This is a genomic window from Alkalibacillus haloalkaliphilus C5 (genome assembly GCF_000269905.1).
Taxonomy (GTDB): Bacteria; Bacillota; Bacilli; order Bacillales; family Alkalibacillaceae; genus Alkalibacillus; species Alkalibacillus haloalkaliphilus_A.
This window is the reverse complement of the sequence record NZ_AKIF01000069.1, coordinates 1-14,127: the sequence shown is the minus strand read 5'-3', so window position 1 is coordinate 14,127 and position 14,127 is coordinate 1. Positions and strand designations below refer to the sequence as shown.

Annotated in this window: 14 protein-coding genes; 11 read left to right on the top strand and 3 right to left on the bottom strand. The window is 37.1% G+C overall.

Annotated features, from left to right (window positions below; all coding sequences use genetic code 11):
- From A194_RS0108760 to A194_RS0108735, 6 genes are all read left to right on the top strand, one after another.
- Window positions 1-1,898 (top strand): DUF4430 domain-containing protein (locus A194_RS0108760; protein ID WP_017186473.1); only part of this gene is annotated, 1,898 nt, incomplete at its 5' end.
- Between the two features lie 67 nt (window positions 1,899-1,965).
- Window positions 1,966-2,808 (top strand): DUF4430 domain-containing protein, encoded by an 843-nt coding sequence (locus tag A194_RS19395; protein WP_017186472.1) that lies wholly within the window; start codon window positions 1,966-1,968, stop codon window positions 2,806-2,808.
- On the top strand, window positions 2,802-3,689 hold the full coding sequence (locus tag A194_RS0108750) for an energy-coupling factor transporter transmembrane component T (RefSeq protein WP_017186471.1): 888 nt from the start codon (window positions 2,802-2,804) through the stop codon (window positions 3,687-3,689). The genes A194_RS19395 and A194_RS0108750 overlap by 7 nt, the downstream gene beginning before the upstream one ends.
- A complete protein-coding gene (locus tag A194_RS0108745) occupies window positions 3,662-5,311 on the top strand; it encodes an ABC transporter ATP-binding protein (protein WP_017186470.1) in 1,650 nt (549 codons plus the stop codon). Before A194_RS0108750 ends, A194_RS0108745 begins: the two co-directional genes overlap by 28 nt.
- Complete coding sequence (locus A194_RS0108740) at window positions 5,287-5,976, top strand: ECF transporter S component (protein ID WP_017186469.1); 690 nt, start codon at window positions 5,287-5,289, stop codon at window positions 5,974-5,976. The genes A194_RS0108745 and A194_RS0108740 overlap by 25 nt, the downstream gene beginning before the upstream one ends.
- A gap of 51 nt (window positions 5,977-6,027) precedes the next feature.
- A complete protein-coding gene (locus A194_RS0108735) occupies window positions 6,028-6,612 on the top strand; it encodes a class D sortase (protein WP_017186468.1) in 585 nt (194 codons plus the stop codon).
- Between the two features lie 272 nt (window positions 6,613-6,884).
- Here the strand turns inward: A194_RS0108735 and A194_RS0108730 are convergent, their stop codons facing one another.
- Together A194_RS0108730 and A194_RS0108725 are read right to left on the bottom strand one after the other, a co-directional pair.
- Window positions 6,885-8,600: a GMC family oxidoreductase N-terminal domain-containing protein gene (locus A194_RS0108730; protein ID WP_017186467.1), complete on the bottom strand. Its 1,716-nt coding sequence runs from the start codon at window positions 8,598-8,600 to the stop codon at window positions 6,885-6,887.
- Window positions 8,597-9,295, bottom strand: coding sequence for a hypothetical protein (locus tag A194_RS0108725; RefSeq protein ID WP_017186466.1), 699 nt, complete (start codon window positions 9,293-9,295; stop codon window positions 8,597-8,599). Before A194_RS0108725 ends, A194_RS0108730 begins: the two co-directional genes overlap by 4 nt.
- Window positions 9,296-9,434: 139 nt before the next feature.
- On the opposite strand from A194_RS0108725, the gene A194_RS0108720 reads away from it, so the two are divergent.
- A complete protein-coding gene (locus A194_RS0108720; RefSeq protein WP_017186465.1) occupies window positions 9,435-10,208 on the top strand; it encodes an alpha/beta fold hydrolase in 774 nt (257 codons plus the stop codon).
- A gap of 52 nt (window positions 10,209-10,260) precedes the next feature.
- On the opposite strand, the gene cypC is transcribed toward A194_RS0108720, so the two are convergent.
- Window positions 10,261-11,568 carry a CYP152 family fatty-acid peroxygenase CypC gene (gene cypC / locus A194_RS0108715; protein ID WP_040402568.1) on the bottom strand — a complete coding sequence of 436 codons (1,308 nt, stop codon included), beginning with the start codon at window positions 11,566-11,568 and terminating at the stop codon, window positions 10,261-10,263.
- A gap of 210 nt (window positions 11,569-11,778) precedes the next feature.
- Between cypC and A194_RS0108710 the strand changes: the two genes are divergently transcribed.
- The 4 genes from A194_RS0108710 to A194_RS0108695 all read left to right on the top strand — a co-directional run bounded on the left by A194_RS0108710 (window position 11,779) and on the right by A194_RS0108695 (window position 14,097).
- A complete protein-coding gene (locus A194_RS0108710; RefSeq protein ID WP_017186463.1) occupies window positions 11,779-12,459 on the top strand; it encodes a response regulator transcription factor in 681 nt (226 codons plus the stop codon).
- A gap of 93 nt (window positions 12,460-12,552) precedes the next feature.
- On the top strand, window positions 12,553-12,882 hold the full coding sequence (locus A194_RS0108705; RefSeq protein WP_017186462.1) for a hypothetical protein: 330 nt from the start codon (window positions 12,553-12,555) through the stop codon (window positions 12,880-12,882).
- Window positions 12,882-13,010, top strand: a complete 129-nt coding sequence (locus A194_RS21005; RefSeq protein WP_017186461.1) for a hypothetical protein — start codon at window positions 12,882-12,884, stop codon at window positions 13,008-13,010. Before A194_RS0108705 ends, A194_RS21005 begins: the two co-directional genes overlap by 1 nt.
- Before the next feature lie 193 nt (window positions 13,011-13,203).
- The gene (locus A194_RS0108695) at window positions 13,204-14,097 is read left to right on the top strand and encodes an alpha/beta hydrolase (protein WP_017186460.1); all 894 of its coding nucleotides are present in this window, start codon (window positions 13,204-13,206) and stop codon (window positions 14,095-14,097) included.
- The last annotated feature ends 30 nt before the right edge of the window (window positions 14,098-14,127 follow it).

Sequence of the window (14,127 nt, the reverse complement as noted above, 5' to 3'; positions counted from 1 at the left end):
CAGCATTTGATGCGTTGGATGACGTAGCAGAAGTTACTTATGAAGATACGGAAATTGGTCAATTTATTACAGCTATTAATGAAAAATCACCTGAAGAGGGTTACTATTGGGGATTTTTCGTTAATGGTTCAACAGCTGATGTAGGTGCAGGAGGATACGAATTAGATCATGGAGACAATCTACTATTTAAGATCGTAGATGAAGACATATGGCCACATAACACAATTGATGTGAAGGTATCGGCTGTTGGTTTGAATGATGAAGAAGTTTTACCGGTAACGAATGTTGATATTGTTGAATTTGGAACAGCATACGATGCATTGGTCCAAGCAACAGACCAAGAAGGTATTAACTTGGATGTTTCTGTTGATTCCGAGTTTCTAACATTTATTAATGATCTAGATGATCCCCTTGAGGATTCTTTTTACTGGGGCATGTATCTAAATGATGACTCTATGGAGACAGGTCTTGTTAGTTATCAAATGCAAGAAGGGGACCACTTGGAGTTAATTGCTACTGAGTTACCTGATGAAGACTCTCGAAGTGATGATTCTGAAGGGGAACAAGGAAGCAATGATGGAAAAGGAGAATCTAGAAATGAAGAGGAAGTAGATGAGCCTGAAAGTGAGAATCTAGAGGAATTAACACTTGAATCTATTAAACAATTAACAGATGAATCGATTGATTATCTATTATCAAATGACAGCCTTGATTGGTACGGGTTCATTACACTGAATGCATTGGAGAAAGATGTACCTCAACAAATTGCTGAGGATTCGATTGAAAGTGTTGTAGCGAATGAAGGTGAATTTCGACTTGTTACAGACGCAGCAAGAAACATTTTAATTTTAACTGCTGCTGGTAAAGACGCAACGGATATTGAAGGGTATAACTTGATAGAAAAATTAACAAATCATGAAAGAATGACAAATCAAGGTAATAATGGTCCCATTTATACCTTGTTGGCGATTAATAGTGGTGGTTATGATACAGAAGACGATGCAACATGGTCAAAAGATCAATTAATCCAATACTTAATTGAAGAACAGCTGGATGATGGTGGTTGGTCTCTTTTCGGCGATTCCTTTCATGTTGATTTAACTGGTATGGGACTAGCAGCACTTGCTCCATATCAAGATGATGAAAATATTAAAACCGTTATTGACAATGCGGTAGCCCATTTATCAAAAGCTCAACATGAAGATGGAGGATACCCAGATCCATTTCATGGAGGTGATTCTAGCCCGTCAATAGCAATGGCTATAGCAGGTCTTGTATCTGTTGGGGTTGATCCAACAGATGAACAATTCACCACTGAAGAAGGCGTTAATTTAGTAGAGCGATTACTACAATTTCGAAATGGTGATGGCGGCTTTGACCAAAATATCGGTGATGATTCTTCAAATAGTATAGCTTCTAATCAAAGTGTATTTGGGTTAGCAGCTTATTATAAATTCCTGAATAATGATGGAATAATATTTGATTTTAGGGTAATTGATGAGGACGAAGATGAGCAAGAAGATCAAGAGCAGCAAGATGAAGGTAAGAAAGAAGATGAGGAAAAAGAAGATGAGGAAAAAGAAGAAGATAAAGATAAAGCTGTAGATGATCCTAAAGAGCAAGAAGGTAAAAACGATGAAAAAGATGATGAGCGAGGTCAAAATGTTACAGATGAAATAGAGTCTAGTACAGATGATCAGAAGGATTCAACTGTAAATAATAATGATGCACCTAAAGATACTTCAACTGAAAATACTGAGATCAACCATACAGCATCTGGTGAGGAGCTACCTGATACGGCCACATCCAATTACAATTTCATTGCAATCGGACTATTTATGTTAATTGTAGGCACTATGCTCTTTGTATTTAAAAGAAGAATGGATGTTGATTATTAAGTGAGTTGGAGGGTGATCCAGGTTGACTGGATTACCTGATGCTTACATCAAAGAGGAGGTAATTACCATGAGAAGTACATTGATTCACATAATGCTTGGTTTTATTCTCTTTTTTATAATAGGTTGTTCGCCGGAAGAGCCCCACTCTAATCAAGAATCTTTAACTGATGTAAAAGAGGTTGGAGAGATAGAGCGGGTGGTTGAGTATAAACAATCAATAACACCTGATTTATTCGATACAATTCTAAACAAAAAAGAAAATGATAATCAGGATGAAAAAAAGGAAGAGACTAAAAAAAATGACTCTTCTATTGATGATGAAGAGCAGGACCATAATAGTGATGAGGGAAATTCAACTCAGGAAAAAAGTGATCATCAAAACACAACAGAATCAAACAGTGATGATGTAGAAGAGACAGATGAAGCCTCGAGCCAGAATGACTCAGGAAGCTCCTCTTCAAATAGAAATTCAGAACAATCAAATGACTCTAGTGAAGGGGATTCAAATCAAAATAGTGAATCTAATGAAAACGAAAATGATGAGCAATCGGACGATGATAAAAAAGAATCTGAGAGTACAGTCACTGTTTCAATTACAACAGGGGATGTAAAAGGAACCATTTTACCTAAAACGGAAGTAGCGCTAGAAGATGGAGATACTGCATTAGATGTTACACAACGAATCGTTGACAAAAAAGAGATTGATATGAGTGTTCGTGGCTCTGGTGCTACTGCGTATGTTGAAGGAATTGATGGTTTATATGAGTTTGATGAAGGACCATTAAGTGGATGGCATATAAGAGTAGATGACGTGATGATTGATCGAAGCTCTGGTATCTATTCAGTTCATGAAGGGCAATCCGTTGATTGGAGTTACACAGTGAATTATTTGGAAGATTCAGATTGGTAAGAGGGATTCAATCATTCCATCCTTTCGTTTTATTGGTTTATTATGTGCTGATTATTATTGGATTAATGTTATATCAACATCCTTTATTTTTGTTAGGTGCCCTATTTCTAATAGGTACCTTTAATTACATTTTGGATAAAGGAAGGGAATTAAAAAAATGGAGTTTTATGATTGGAATGATGATTACTTTCATCATTCTTCTCACCCCGATTTTTAATCGTAGAGGTGATCAGATTTTGTTTCATTTTTTTGAGCAGCCAATTATGCTTGAAGCAGTAATCCAAGGGATCATGATTGCTTCAACTTTGGCGGGGATTTTAGCTATTTTCGTAACATTTAATATCGTGTTAACACCGGATAAGCTTTTATATTTATTTTCAAAGGTTTTGCCTCAATGGGCGTTACTCACTATGCTGTCAATGAGGTTTGTTCCACTTCTGATTAGAAAGGTCAAGGAAATGATGAGCATCCAGCAAGTTAAAGGTCTATCATTTAATCAAGGCTCTGTCCATAAGCGAGCCAAAAACGGGATGCAGATTATGCAAATGCTTTTAACTAATGCATTGGAGGATTCGATTCAGGCGGCTGATTCAATGTCAGCACGAGGGTATGGATTGCAGAAGAGAAGCAATTATAACGCCTTTAAGATGAAATCGAAAGACTGGCTGACATTGGGCTCTTTAATGGGCTCTTCTATTATTCTCTTATTTGGTTGGGCCAAAGGATATGGAGTATTACAGTTGGGGCCTGTTTTAGAAACAATCATGTTAAGTGGAAGCGAGTATATTTACTTCATGACTTGGCTGTTTTTAATTGGCTTTCCAATTTTGACAGAAGGCAAGGAGGTCATTCATTGGAAATACTATCAATGGAAAATGTAGGTTTTACCTATCCTAATTCCAACGATGAAGTTTTGAAGAATATTAACTTCACCATTAATAAAGGAGATTTTATAGTTCTTTGTGGTACTTCTGGAAGTGGAAAGTCAACATTATTAAGATTAATTAAACATGACCTAGCTCCACACGGCGATTTACAAGGTGATATTTACTATAAGGGGATGCGATTGGAAGATCATTCACCAATTAAACGGGCAAAGGAAATCGGAATGGTCTTTCAAGATCCTGAAAACCAAATAGTAATGGACACAGTGATGAATGAGTTATTATTTGGATTAGAGAATATGGGATATAGCACTCCGGAAATGAATAAAAAGATTGCTGAAATGACACAGTTTTTTGGTTTAAATGGTCTCTTAAAAAAGAAAACAGATGAATTATCAGGCGGAGAAAAACAGCTAGTTAATTTGGTATCCGTATTATTACTAGACCCAGATATTATTCTTTTGGATGAGCCAACTTCACAATTGGACCCTATAGCAGCAAAGGAATTCATCTATACTTTGGAACGTTTAAATGATGAATTTGGAATTACAGTTCTGATTGTAGAGCATCGATTGGAAGATTTGTTTGCTGTAGCTGAATATGTGATGGTTATGGATGAAGGAAGGGTCTCATATATAGATATGCCAGAGGAAGTTGTCAAAAAGCTAATTAATCACCCTACACTTAGTCGTTTTTTACCGAGTACATCTAGAATATTTTTGAATTTCAGTGAAAGTAACGGAACTAAACAAATACCGATCACCGTAAAAGAAGCGCAAGGTTGGTTAGAAAATCAGGTGATTCACCCATCAAAAAATCGGGAGAAACATAGGGGTGAGAATAAAAAAATTCTGGAGCTAAAAGAAATTGACTTTCAATATGTTAAACATGAGCCTCCAGTATTACATAATTTATCACTTAATATATGTAAGGGAGAGTGGCATGCCATTCTTGGGGCGAATGGCACTGGAAAGTCAACATTGTTAAAGATCATTGCTGGTGTATTAAAGCCTCAGCATGGCTCCATTAAGTATGACGGTAAAAAAATGAAAAAAAATTATCATAAAACAGTTAGTTATTTGCCGCAAAACCCTGCTTTGTACTTTGTTCAAGATACATTAATGAAAGAATATAAAATGATTGCTAGACATTTTCAAATAGAAAATGCAAATGAAAAGATATCCCAACTTCTTAATCAGTTTCAAATTTATGATTTAAAAGACAGACATCCTCATGATTTAAGTGGTGGTCAATTACAAAAAGCAGCCTTGATTGGAACATTACTGACGCAACCTGCAATTTTGCTGATTGATGAGCCTACTAAAGGATTAGACCCGGAATCCAAAAGTAGATTAGCAGAAGTGTTACGAATGTTAATTAAAGATGGACTAACCATTGTTATGGTTACACATGATGTTGAGTTTGCTGCAAGCTACTCCTCTACAAGTAGTTTGTTATTTCAAGGACAAATAACAACTACTGAAGACACTAGAAAGTTTTTTAAAGAAAATAGGTATTATACGACAACGGTTAATCGGATCACAAGAAAATCTAATGCTCCATCGGTTATAACGATAGAGGAGGCAAACGAGAAATGGCACGTTCAAGAGAATTATTAATCACATTAAGTACTATTTTTCTTATAGTACTTGTCAGTGCTCCACTATTAAGTGCACGTCATTACATGTTGTTTAGTTTACTCATTTTATTGATCTCTTTTATCCCGTTTGTGATACGTTTTGCTAAGCAAAATTTGTCAAGTCGTGAACTAGTTCTCTTAGCAATACTAGGAGCCATTGCAGCGGTAAGTCGAGTTCCTTTTAGTTCTTTGCCTAGTGTGCAGCCAACTACCTTTGTCATTATTGTAACAGGTATTGTTCTTGGTCCTCAAAGTGGTTTTGTTGTTGGAGTATTGGCTGCAATCGTTTCCAACCTTTTTCTAGGTCAAGGTCCTTGGACACCATGGCAAATGTATTCTTGGGGAATGATTGGCCTAGTTGCAGGATTACTGAATAATAGATGGCTTATGAAAAACATGATTGGTCGTTGTATATACGGTTTTATAGTGGGTTTTTTATTTGGCTGGGTGATGAATTTATGGTTTGTAATTGCAGTCATTCAAGAGTTTGATTGGAATGCTATTGTTCTTTATTATAGTGCAAGCTTTTGGTTTGATCTTGCTCATGCTTTGTCTAATGTGTTTTTTATATTACTATTTAGTGTACCGTGGATCAAAATATTAGAACGCTTTAAGCAAAAATATGGAATATTTGCAGAGACGTAGATTCTCTTAGCTGGTGTCTTGATGAATTTCATAGAAGGGGGTTGATCGCTTTTGAGAAAAGGGTTTTCATTAATATTAATAGGTGGAGGGTTATTTTTCCTTGTGTACGGTAGCTGGCAGGTTTTCTCGGGAACTAAAGCTCAAGATGAAGCATTAACTAAGGCGCAGTCGGTCGTTTCTGCTTTAGAAAATGATCCAGGAAAAGGGGTTGTCCCCGATGATTTTACCCCCGCTACTGATGAGGTAATTGGAATTTTAGAAGTTCCTAGACTTGATGCTGAATTGCCGATAGTTGAAGGGACAGATGAAGATGATCTAGAACAAGGGGTTGGTCATTATACAGGTACTGCTTTTCCTAATCAAAGCGAACAAATTGTTTTATCAGGTCATAGAGATACCGTTTTTCAAAACTTTGGAGACTTAGAAATAGGAGATCAGCTCACTGTCCAAATGGAATATGGTACGTTTACATATGACATTCAGGAAACTGAAATAGTTGATGCAGACGACCGAACCGTGATTCAATCTACTGCTCCAGATGAAGTTTTAGTATTAACGACATGTTATCCATTTGGTTATATGGGAAATGCACCAGATCGTTATATTATTTATGCGACTCCTACAGAAACTAATTAACAGTAAACTTATAGAATTTATGAGTTCAGATTAAAAGTTGTATTTCTGGTTTGGTAACTTTTTCTGTCCTCAGAGATTGGATAAAGAAGTATAATATTCAAACAGATTTAAAGAATACGTCACAAGGAAGAACGAGATCTTGGCTAAGGGAAGAAAAAAAGCTTAATCATAAACGAATCTCTCGGTTGATGAAAGTGTACACGAGCCGAGGTAGGAACAAAGGTTTTATCCGTAGAACAAACCACCCGTTTACAAGGGTGGTTTTTGATTGGTTAGCCAAAGTATTTTTTGGCTAACTTTTCTGCTGTTCGGGTGGCTAACGCCTGTGTCGTTAAAGTGGGGTTAGGTCCGCCAATCCCGTTGTAATGAGAGCTGTTATCTGCAATGAACAACCGCTTTACTTGATAGGCTTCACAGTTTTGGTCCACTACATAACCCATTCTCATATTAGACTCCATGTGAGCAAAGAAGTGACTTGGCCAGTCAGTTCTTAAAATCTTTTTAGCCCCAGCCTTACGTAAAATTTTAGCGGAAATTTTAGCGAGCTTGTCCCTTTTTTCTTTGTCCGCTTTACTAGGTGTATATCTTACAATGGGAATTGGCCCATGTTCATCTTGTAAGTGCGGATCAACTGATACACCGTTTTGTTTATGGGGCTGATCGTCAGTTAAAATTAATATACTTAAAGTGTTTTGGTAGTTTGACATCCATTCTATTAAATCTTGACCTACGACGCGTCCTCGTTGTTCCCAAGGGTCTGTTAAATTAGGTTTAGACGCATAGTCATAACTTGAGCCACTTACGCCAAAAGCCAAAGAAGCGAATAGGCCTGGGCTCATCCCTGAAACTTGAATGCACCCTAAACCAGGATAATCAAAGCGGCCACCAGATGTTTGACCTGTAAAAGGATTGATTTTCTCTTCTCCTAAAATATTTTTGACATCTTTGTCATCAAATATTCCCGTTATCCAATCCCAGTAATGATGTGTCATTCCTCGTCCAACCCAAGAGTTATCTGGTAAATTCGAATTTAACCATAACCTTGGTGTCTCTATACAACCAGCAGCCATAACAATAACTTTAGCGTACAATTCACCTGTTTCACCAGTCCATGTATTACGAAACTGAACGCCTGCTGCGCGTAGCCCCTCCTTAGTGTCTTCTTCAGTTAATACTTTAGTTGTATATGTGTTTGGACGAATATCAACATTGTTAGTTTTGAGGGCTAAAGGAATGTAGCTAACATTCGTCGATCGTTTAGCGACTTGTTCAACCGATGGCCCATGTGGACATCCATTAACGCAGTGACCACATAACGTACAACCTTCTTTCTTTGATAACTCTTCTAAGCTATAATTTGAATCCATTAATGAATCGTTCGGAGCTAAAATAGCGTTCGGTTGGGGGCGGTAACCTGGTGTTGTAGGGTCTTTCGTGTCTATTTTAGGCCAACCAGCTTTTTTGGCACCGTAGTAAAATAATGCTTCTTTAGAAGTTGTTGGGGCTTCTCTTACAGGTAAAGTAGCTTCAACCTTTTCGTAGTATGGGATTAGTTCTTTATATGAAATGGGCCAAACTTGGTCAATAGCAGAAGAGTAAGCTCGTGGAGAGTTGGCCCAGTAATGTTGGGTTGTACCTCCAACACCCGTTGATTGCCAAATGAGCCCATTTTTAGGAATGTTACGATACCATTGGGGCCTTCGACGGTCTGCAGGTCCCCAACGAAATCGACCAGTCTCAATATCGTTCATCGTATGTTCATGTTTCGTATGTTGTTGACGAAACAAGTTAATATCCAGATCACCAAAGTCCGTACTGTTTGTTTCACCACGTTCTTGGTTAGGATTTATCCACTTTTTATTACCGTACCACGGCCCTGCTTCAAGGACTGTAACTTTAATTCCTAATTCTCCTAGCTCTTTGGCAACAACTGCTCCTCCACCACCTGCCCCAATTATTATGACATCTGGATCAGTATTGGGATTCATATTTGATTTCCCTCCTTATCGTTAAAGGTTTTTAGCGCTCGATAACCATATGCTGGACCTGGGTAGCCTACCTTTTCCCATATTCCTTCCTTTCTTTCGACGAACCGGCTTTCAGGATTAGCTAAACGTGTAGAACCGAATGAAAACCAACCTGAGTAGTAGCTAAAAATAACAATTTGGTGGATGACAGTTACCATATTTTCGACTAATCCACTGTTATTTCTAAATGGTGGTGGCAACAACTCAAAATCTACTTGTTGGTTTTCTAACGAGCGAATTGACTCAAATCGATCCACTGCTGATAGAGCTGCAAAAAATCCACCATTAGGGTTATTAGCGAAGTTAGGCGAAGAGATTGAATTTTCTGATGTTGCATATTGAAAAGCTGCTATATCTAACAGTGATGCAGTTTGTGTTGATAACGAGCTGTTTGTAAGGTTCCAATGATCTTGAAAAGCGGCGTAATGATCTATAGACCAAATTAAATAATCATCAATTCGTGAGTCTAAGGCCCCTAAATCTGAAGGTACGATTGCATCAACTAAAGCCATGAATGTAGCTTGCTTATGTTCATGGCTAACAGGCTGTTGTAATAATTGTTTTGGCATGGAAATCTCTCTAGAATCTATAGAGTCATTAGAAATCAAACTTTGTATTTGACTAATCATATGTTCAAGACCATTTTGTGCTGACATTTAAAGGTCCCCTTATAACAAAATTTAAAAGACGCTTATCACTATCATCATTCCCTTACCGTAGTTTTGTATTCTTTTATGAAAGAGAGCCATTTTAAGGGTAAGAGCATTTATAGTTTGATTAATGGAGGTCAGTGGTATGCCGTTTTTAACAGTTGATGAGATCGATTTGTATTATGAAATAAAAGGCGAAGGCGAACCTATTTTATTTATACATTGTCCAGTGTTTCCAAGTGAGGTCATGAGGCCACAAAGTCAAAATTTATCTAAGTCCTACCAAGTAATTAACTTGGATTTAAGAGGGCATGGAAGAAGTTCACCTTCGAAAAAGAAGTGGGATTTTTCAACGATTGTAGAAGATATTAAAGCTTTAATAGATCACATTAATGTTGGTCCTGTTTGGGTGTATGCCTATTCTGCTGGTTGTTCGATTGCTTTTGAGTTAGCTATTTCGGCTCCAAGTTATGTAAAAGGTTTAATTCAAGTTGGAGCGGTAGATGAAGTGGATAGTCCGATTTTAACTACTATAACTAAAGGGGGAGAAGCAATATCTAAGAGAGGTGTCACGAATTTAATTGCTTTCTTTGGTACCTTTAGTAATACGAAAAAAATAAATGTACTTTTTCCGTTAATGAGGTCAGCTTTTAAAGCAAATGCATTAGATGCTGAGTCGTTTTATCAATCTTACTTAAATTATAAATGTACTGAGCGGTTGAATGAAATAAAGCATCCAACTTTGTTGGTCTATGGTGAATACGATAAATTACTTGGACGTTATGGTTACAACATTGCGACTGAAATTCCAGATAGTCAAATTAAGATTATTAAAGGTGGGAGGCACCAAATCCCTTCTAACAAGAGTAAGGAGCTTAATACAGTTATTCATGACTTTCTAGCTAAAAGAGCTTTATAACGAAACGCCGGATTATGTATATCCGGCGTTTGTTATTTGGGAAAAAGCCATATTAAATGACAGGACGAGTTTGGACATGGAGTTCTAAATCTTTTACCGAGTCTTTAGTTCGTTTTACATTTTGAATAATAAAATGACTTTTCGGTATAGTTGGCATTCGTTCTAAACTAAAGCTCAAATCTTGTTTAGGAAGCTCGAAAGTCATATGGTTAACGAAGTATTTAAAAAATGTGCGCATAACCATGACGGTTAACCATTCTCCAGCGCAACGGTGACCAATATGAAAATCACCTCCACCTTGTGGTAGGAAACTAAATGGACTACCTTGCCAATCTTTGAATCTTTCTGGTCTAAACTCTTCTGGCGACTCCCAATCATCAGGGTGTCTATTCGTTCCATATAAATCTAACACGACTAGCTGGTCCTTTTTGAAATGATAATCGTGCCAATAGAAGCTCTTTTTAACTTTTGCAGCCATAGCCGGTGCGAATGGATAGAATCGTCGTACTTCTTGTGCAAACATATGGCTGTAGCTGTCCTTGTCTTCTTTTAACTTCTGGTAAGAGTCTGGATACTCATGCATAGCTAAAGCTCCAAAAATTATAAAATATGCTGCTGCAATTAATGGACGATAAGTGTTGTTCAGTTCTACAGCTGCAGTTTGTACGCTGAGCAACTTGCCACTCGGTTCGCGGTGGTTAGCTACAATGTAGGCAGATGTATATTCAGGTGGTTTAATTTTACCCGTTCGTATGTCTTCAATAATGTTTTTAAGCCACTTTTCATGTTTGTCACGGGCTCTTTTACCTTGTCGGAAACGAGAGACAGATCCACCAAAGGAATCGACCATATTACTGAGTTCTTCAGTACGCGCTCTTACTTCCTTCTCTTCAAATGGGACCCCAGCCCATTTTAGTCCTGCTCGATTTAAAATCTCTCTAAGTTCATCGAAAAGAACGACTTGTTTCTTGTTTTCCCAACTCTTTGCTTTGGCGTCGAGTTCATTCACAGCTATATTTTTCATATCTTCAAGACGTTCAGGTGTTATTAAAGATAAGTGCATCCGTTTTCTTTGTCTATGTTTTTCGCCGTCTAGTCCATGTACCCCTCCTTGTCCAAGCAGCGATTTCTTTAGGGGTAAAGGAGCAGCCCCTTTACGTTTGAAAATCGCGTTGTCATAAAACATTTCAGCAGCTTCTTTTCCAGCCATACAAACTGTTTTCTTGCCCATTAAACGAGTTTCAAAGATGTCTGAGCCGAGCTCTTTTCGCATGTTTGGTAAAAAGTGAAAGCCTTGATCGATAAGGGTTAGCGTATGATCTAATCCATCAGTTTTTGGAATTGGTTTTTGAACTTTCATTTGAGTCATTCCTTTCTTATTCCTGCCCATAATATTTCCAAAACTTATTATTTTACTAAAAAGTGTTATTTATGAAAGATCAGCGGACGAAAGATTATGTTAGTGGTCGTTTTGGATGAGTAGTAAATTTACAAACTCTTAACACTACTCGATTTATTACTCATGTAGAATGGAAGTAGAAGGCATTCTGTTTTTGAGGGAGAGGTTAATGTGACTGGTAAAGTGTTAGTTGTAGACGATGAGGCTTCAATTATTGCATTAGTACAGCACCATTTAGAGCAGTTAGGTTATAGTGTTGAATCAGTACAAGATGGTAAAGAAGCTTTAAATTTAATCAGGTTTAACAACTTTGACCTTGTTGTTCTAGATGTTATGCTACCTAACTTAGATGGAATGGAAATTTGTAAAGAATTAAGAATAGAACACCACAATGTGCCTATATTAATGCTTACAGCAAAAGATGATGAAGTAAATAAAATTTTAGGGTTAGAGTTTGGTGCTGATGATTATATGACTAAACCATTTAGCCCTCAGGAGTTAGTGGCAAGGGTAAAGGCTTTGATGAGAAGAACTCATAAATTTAACGATCAGGCTGTTCATAAGGAAGTCATAACAATTGGTGATCTTGAGATCTTTGTTAAGGAATATGAAGTCTATTTTAAGGGTAACCCATTAGTTCTTACTCCAAAAGAATTTGAGTTATTATTATATTTAGCACAACATCAAGGTCAAGCACTATCACGAGATCAGTTAATGACTGCTTTATGGGGATATGAGTATATAATTGAAACCCGTATCGTCGATGTACATATTGCACATCTTCGAGAGAAGTTAAATAAACATTATATTAAAACGATAAGAGGCGTTGGTTATAAAATGTTAGCAGATTAGACAGGTTAGATAACCTGTCTTTTTTGATGAATAAACTAGACACTCACACAATAAATAAACAAATCATAAACTATTTTGAGGAGGTGCTTCTTGATGGAACGACGACCGAAGCGTAAGCAAACAAGTAAAAGTTATTCGAAACAATACCCTAATATAGCTGATTACTCGGTAGCTGACTTGTATAGTGGGAAGCACCTAGACTTGATTACAGCTGCGTTATTGTTAACAGGTAAGTTAAAGGTTGATGCTGTTGAGCTATACCGTAATAACCCTGTAGTTACTGTCACATTAGTTGGTCGTTATTCAGTTCCTAAAATCGAGCATATTAATGCGTTAGAAGAGTTTCTTGAGGAAAATGGTGATTTAACGTTAGATGAAATATTTGAAGCTTTAAATAAAAGGTTAGAGAAGGAAGGGTTATAATGAAAGGATTTGACGGTATTGGCTTATCAAACAGTATTATACTCGTCACCCTTGTTTTGCTGCTGATTTATGGTTCTACTAATATTGCTGGATTAACAGATGCACCAGATTATGAGGATGATCTATAAGTTTTAAGCGTCTAATCGAACTGTTAGGCGCTTATTTAAATTAATTACCAATAAATGATAAAACATTCTGACATTTATCCTGTTATACTAGGTACATAGTCGCTTTTTATAGGGGGAGAGCATCTATGACAAAGAAAAGTGGATCATCATTATAGGGGGAAGTTTCATAACACTGTTATTAATCGTTAATATATTGGCAAGTAATTTCTTTTATGGTTTAGCGATTAAAAGTGATGAAAAAGATTTTCTAGTCGAAGATGAAGATTTAGTCGTTTCAGCAAGTGCGATGAATGTCTTTTTAGAAGGTGGATGGCGTGAATGGGTTAATACCCAACCATTTGAACATTGGGAGTTAGAGTCATTTGATGGGCTGAATTTAAAAGGTTATTATTTAGAAGCTGAAGAAGTCACTAATCAAACTGTTGTCTTCGCCCATGGCTATCTCGGTAGAGGAAGAGATATGGCCCTTTATGGTCAATATTACTATGAAGATTTAGGTTATAATGTGTTGTTGTCTGATCTGAGAGGACATGGCGAAAGTGAAGGTGATTACATTGGCTTTGGTTGGCATGACAGGTTAGATTTAATTGACTGGGTTAACCGTGTCGTTGAACATCAAGGTGCTGATACGGAAATTGTCTTACACGGCTTGTCTATGGGTGCTGCAGCTGTATTAATGGCAAGTGGTGAAGAGCTACCTGGACAAGTTAAAGCCATTGTAGCAGACAGTGGATATACAGGGGTATATGACTTGTTTGAATATCAAATGGACCGGATGTACAACCTACCGTCTTTTCCAGTATTACCGACAACTAGTCTAGTGACAAAAGTTAGAGCCGATTATTCTTTAAAAGAAGCATCAGCATTAGACCAAGTGAAGCAAGCAGAAGTCCCGATCTTATATTTTCATGGTAAAAAAGATGCGTTTGTTCCAACGTCAATGACTGAGGAGCTATATGAAGCAACGAATAGTGAAGCGGAAATTAAATTGTTCGAAGATGCAGGGCATGGTGAAGCTTTTGCGATTTATGAAAAGGCTTATGTAGAGAGGTTAAACGACTTTTTAAATCGTTTTGTACCTAAATAAGGTTTACTAATTAAATGTAATTGAGAGGTT

Excerpts from the sequence above, each read along its gene's own strand:
- A194_RS19395 (WP_017186472.1), top strand. The coding sequence starts at position 1,966 with ATGAGAAGTACATTGATTCACATAATGCTTGGTTTTATTCTCTTTTTT.
- A194_RS0108705 (WP_017186462.1), top strand. The coding sequence starts at position 12,553 with ATGGAACGACGACCGAAGCGTAAGCAAACAAGTAAAAGTTATTCGAAA.
- A194_RS0108720 (WP_017186465.1), top strand. The coding sequence starts at position 9,435 with ATGCCGTTTTTAACAGTTGATGAGATCGATTTGTATTATGAAATAAAA.
- A194_RS0108730 (WP_017186467.1), bottom strand. The coding sequence starts at position 8,600 with ATGAATCCCAATACTGATCCAGATGTCATAATAATTGGGGCAGGTGGT.
- A194_RS0108740 (WP_017186469.1), top strand. The coding sequence starts at position 5,287 with ATGGCACGTTCAAGAGAATTATTAATCACATTAAGTACTATTTTTCTT.
- cypC (WP_040402568.1), bottom strand. The coding sequence starts at position 11,568 with ATGAAAGTTCAAAAACCAATTCCAAAAACTGATGGATTAGATCATACG.
- A194_RS21005 (WP_017186461.1), top strand. The coding sequence starts at position 12,882 with ATGAAAGGATTTGACGGTATTGGCTTATCAAACAGTATTATACTCGTC.
- A194_RS0108725 (WP_017186466.1), bottom strand. The coding sequence starts at position 9,295 with ATGTCAGCACAAAATGGTCTTGAACATATGATTAGTCAAATACAAAGT.